Below are 4524 nucleotides of genomic sequence, written 5' to 3' on the forward strand. Positions count from 1 at the left end.
GTGGGCGGGGGTGGGGCGTGGGTTCCGGTGTGCGTGGCGGGGGGGGGGGGTTTTGTGGCGGGGGGCGGGGGGCCCGGGGGGTGCGCGGCGAACCTAACTCCCAAGGCCGTGCTCGGGCGAAATGCCCGTCCGCGCCTTACCGTTTTGTCCAAAATTCCGATGATCCGCCCAGCGGCATCGGGGAGCACGACGAGCCGAGGGTCACAGCTGCGTAACCCGGCCTTGACGAGAGGGCGACCCGGGGAGGAAGCTTCCGCATGACGGTCGACATTGTCGAACGATGGCCGTGCGAATCACACCCACAGAGCGCTCACCCGCCCGACGGTCCGCCCGGCCCCTGCCCCCACCCTCACCTCCGGGCCATATGGACAAGGGAGTCTTTGTGTCCGCGTTCTCCAACGGCGACGTTTTCGTCGGCGAAACCCTCGGCACCGCCGCGCTGATACTCCTCGGCGGCGGCGTCTGCGCCGCCGTGACGCTCAAGAAGTCGAAGGCCTTCAACGCCGGCTGGCTGGCGATCACCTTCGGCTGGGGCTTCGCGGTCCTGATCGCCGCCTACATGTCGGCCCCGAAGTCCGGCGCCCACCTCAACCCCGCCGTCACCGTCGCACTCGCCGTGAAGAGCGGCGAGTGGAGCCAGGTGCCGCTCTACCTCGGCTCCCAGATGCTCGGCGCGGTCATCGGCGCCGTGCTCGTCTGGGCCACCTACCTCGGCCAGTTCCAGGCCAACCAGGAGCCGACCCTCGGCATCTTCTCGACCGGGCCCGAGGTCCGGAACCCGGTCCAGAACGTCCTCACCGAGGTCATCGGCACCTTCGTGCTCTGCTTCGCGATCCTCACCATCGGCACCAACAACGGGCTCTCGCAGTCCGGCACGGGCACGCTGATGGTCGCCTTCACCGTGGTCGGCATCGGCCTCTCGCTGGGCGGCCCGACCGGCTACGCGATCAACCCGGCCCGCGACCTCGGCCCGCGCATCGCGCACGCGCTGCTGCCGATCCCCAACAAGGGCGGCTCCGACTGGTCCTACGCCTGGGTCCCGGTGGCCGGCCCGATCATCGGCGGCCTGCTGGCCGGCGGCCTCTACAACGCCATCTTCTGAGGCCGGGTTCGAACCCGCCGCGCACGGGGACTGACCACGGAGTCAGGCCCACCCACCCCGCAAACCCCCAGAGACCCGAGCCGAGGACCCTCATGACCTCCACTGGCAACTACATCGCCGCGATCGACCAGGGCACCACCTCCAGCCGCTGCATCATCTTCGGCGCCGACGGCCGCATCGTCGCCGTCGACCAGCAGGAGCATCGGCAGATCTTCCCCCAGCCCGGCTACGTCGAGCACGACGCCACCGAGATCTGGACCCGGGTGCAGTCGGTCGTCCGCGGTGCGCTGGAGAAGGCCGGCCTGACCAGGGACGACATCCGCGCGATCGGCATCACCAACCAGCGCGAGACCACCGTCCTGTGGGACCGCCACACCGGTGAGCCGGTGCACAACGCACTGGTGTGGCAGGACACCCGCACCGAGGGCCTCTGCCGCGAGCTGGGCCGCAACGTCGGCCAGGACCGCTTCCGCCGCGAGACCGGCCTCCCGCTGGCCAGCTACTTCGCCGGCCCGAAGATCCGCTGGCTGCTGGACAACGTCGAGGGCCTGCGCGAGCGCGCCGAGGCCGGGGACATCCTCTTCGGCACCATGGACACCTGGGTCATCTGGAACCTCACCGGCGGTGTCGACGGCGGCAAGCACGTCACGGACGTGACCAACGCCAGCCGCACCATGCTGATGAACCTGCACACCCTGCAGTGGGACGAGAAGATCGCCGAGTCGATGGGCGTGCCGATGGCCGTCCTGCCGGAGATCCGCTCCTCCGCCGAGGTGTACGGCGAGGCCGTCGGCGACCTGGCGGGCGTGCCGGTCGCCGCCGCGCTCGGTGACCAGCAGGCCGCGCTGTTCGGCCAGACCTGCTTCGACGAGGGCGAGGCGAAGTCCACCTACGGCACCGGCACCTTCCTGCTGCTCAACACCGGCGAGAAGGTCGTCAACTCCTACCACGGGCTGCTGACCACGGTCGGCTACCGGATCGGCGACCAGAAGCCGGTCTACGCCCTGGAGGGCTCGATCGCCGTCACCGGCTCGCTCGTCCAGTGGCTGCGCGACCAGCTCGGCATCATCTCCACCGCCGCCGAGATCGAGACCCTGGCCAACACGGTCGAGGACAACGGCGGCGCCTACTTCGTCCCGGCCTTCTCCGGCCTGTTCGCCCCGTACTGGCGCTCCGACGCCCGCGGCGTGATCGCCGGCCTCACCCGGTACGTCACCAAGGGCCACCTCGCCCGGGCCGTCCTGGAGGCCACCGCCTGGCAGACCCGCGAGGTCGTCGACGCCATGCAGAAGGACTCCGGGGTCGAGCTCACCGCCCTCAAGGTCGACGGCGGCATGACCAGCAACAACCTGCTCATGCAGAACATCGCCGACGTCCTGGACGCCCCGGTCGAGCGCCCGTACGTGGCCGAGACCACCGCCCTCGGCGCCGCCTACGCGGCCGGTCTCGCGGTCGGCTTCTGGCCCGACCTGGACACCCTGCGGGCCAACTGGCACCGCGCCGCCGAGTGGACCCCGCGGATGGACGAGGCCACCCGGGAGCGCGAGTACAAGAAGTGGCTCAAGGCCGTCGAGCGCACCATGGGCTGGGTGGAGGAGGAAGAGACCGACTGACCGCGACGCCGGCCGGGGCACCTGCCCCGGCCGGCCCGTCCCGTTCCACCGGCCCGCCGCACCGGGCCGACCGGCCTCGCCGCAGGGGCCGTACGCACACCGAGAGGAGTAACGGCGCCGCCCGACCCGCGCGCCGTACACACACCATGGCAACCATCCCGACCCTGGGCGCCGAGCTGACCGCCGGCCGCACCGCCACCCGCGCCGAGACCCGCGAGCTGCTCGGCAAGGCCACCTACGACCTGCTGGTGATCGGGGGCGGCATCCTCGGCACCGCCGTCGCCTGGACCGCGTCCCAGGCCGGCCTGAAGGTCGCCATGGTCGACGCCGGCGACTTCGCCGGCGCCACCTCCAGCGCCTCCTCGAAGCTGGTCCACGGCGGTCTGCGCTACCTGCAGACCGGCGCGGTCAAGCTGGTCGCCGAGAACCACAAGGAGCGCCGCGCGCTCTCCACCGACGTCGCCCCGCACCTGGTCAACCCGTTGACCTTCTTCGTGCCGGTCTACAAGGGCGGCCCGCACAGCGCGCCCAAGCTGGGCGCCGGCGTGTTCCTGTACTCGGCGCTCTCCGCCTTCCGCGACGGCATGGGCCGGGTCTCCACCGCCGCGCACGCCGCCCAGCAGGTGCCCGCGCTGCGCACCGAGGGCCTGCGCTCGGTGGCCGTCTACGGCGACCACCAGATGAACGACTCGCGCGTCGCCGTGATGACGGTGCGCGCCGCCGTCGAGGCCGGTGCGGTCGTGCTCAACCACGCCGAGGTCACCGGCCTGCGCTTCACCGGCGGCCGGGTCACCGGCGCCGAGCTGAAGGACCGCATGGACGGCACCGAGTTCGGCGTCGACGCGCGCCTGGTGCTGAACGCCACCGGCCCGTGGGTGGACCACCTGCGCCGGATGGAGGACGCCGGCGCCGCGCCGTCGATCCGGCTGTCCAAGGGCGCCCACGTGGTGGTCAAGCGCCGCTCGCCGTGGCGCGCCGCGCTGACCATCCCGATCGACAAGTACCGCGTCTCCTTCGCCATCCCGTGGGAGGACCACGTCCTGCTCGGCACCACCGACGAGGAGTACACCGGCGACCCCAAGGACGTCCGGGCCACCGAGGCGGACGTCGACCAGATCCTCGGCGAGGCCGGGCACGCGATCCGCGACGAGCACCTCGACCGCGACCTGATCACCTACACCTTCGCCGGCCTGCGGGTGCTGCCCGGCGGCCCGGGCGACACCGCCGCCGCCAAGCGCGAGACGGTCGTCACCGAGGGCAAGGGCGGCATGCTGTCGGTCGCCGGCGGCAAGTGGACCACCTACCGCCACATCGGGCGCACCGTGCTGGAGAAGCTGGCCCACGTGCCCGGCACCTCGCTCGGCGAGGACATCTCCCCGATCGCCCCGACCGTCCCGCTGCCGGGCGTCGGCGCGCCGAACGCGGTGGCGCACCGCCTGCTGATCGACCGCGAGCCGGGCTCGCGGATGGAGCCGCTGGTCGCCAAGCACCTGGCCGGCCACTACGGCACGCTGTCCTTCGACATCGCCCGGATGATCGACGAGAACCCGGAGCTCGGCCGGCCGATCCACGAGGACGGCCCGGACGTCTGGGCGCAGGTCGCCTACGCGGCCGACCACGAGTGGGCGTACACCGCGGACGACGTGCTGCGCCGCCGCACCACGATGACCGTGCGCGGCCTGGACACCCCGGAGGTCCGGGCCGAGGTCGAGGCCTTCCTCGCCGAGCGCGGAACCAAGTAGGCGCGCACACCGGTACGCGGCGGGGGGGGCCCCCCCCGGGGGGGGGGGGCCCCCCCCCGGGGGTGGG

3 protein-coding genes are annotated in these 4524 nt (G+C 72.2%); all 3 read left to right on the forward strand.

What is annotated here, in order from left to right:
• Window positions 1-364 precede the first annotated feature (364 nt).
• The 3 genes from ACFXAM_RS33145 to ACFXAM_RS33155 all read left to right on the forward strand — a co-directional run bounded on the left by ACFXAM_RS33145 (window position 365) and on the right by ACFXAM_RS33155 (window position 4457).
• The gene (locus tag ACFXAM_RS33145; protein ID WP_380296930.1) at window positions 365-1102 is read left to right on the forward strand and encodes an MIP/aquaporin family protein; all 738 of its coding nucleotides are present in this window, start codon (window positions 365-367) and stop codon (window positions 1100-1102) included.
• A gap of 92 nt (window positions 1103-1194) precedes the next feature.
• Window positions 1195-2715, forward strand: coding sequence for a glycerol kinase GlpK (gene glpK, locus ACFXAM_RS33150; protein WP_380296932.1), 1521 nt, complete (start codon window positions 1195-1197; stop codon window positions 2713-2715).
• Between the two features lie 146 nt (window positions 2716-2861).
• Window positions 2862-4457, forward strand: coding sequence for a glycerol-3-phosphate dehydrogenase/oxidase (locus ACFXAM_RS33155; RefSeq protein WP_380296934.1), 1596 nt, complete (start codon window positions 2862-2864; stop codon window positions 4455-4457).
• Window positions 4458-4524: the final 67 nt, after the last annotated feature.

This window comes from Kitasatospora sp. NPDC059462 (genome assembly GCF_042749955.1).
GTDB lineage: Bacteria > Actinomycetota > Actinomycetes > Streptomycetales > Streptomycetaceae > Kitasatospora.

What these genes read in the sequence shown, in the direction of transcription:
- ACFXAM_RS33145 (WP_380296930.1), top strand. Translation starts at nt 365, where the DNA reads ATGGACAAGGGAGTCTTTGTGTCCGCGTTCTCCAACGGCGACGTTTTC.
- ACFXAM_RS33155 (WP_380296934.1), top strand. Translation starts at nt 2,862, where the DNA reads ATGGCAACCATCCCGACCCTGGGCGCCGAGCTGACCGCCGGCCGCACC.
- glpK (WP_380296932.1), top strand. Translation starts at nt 1,195, where the DNA reads ATGACCTCCACTGGCAACTACATCGCCGCGATCGACCAGGGCACCACC.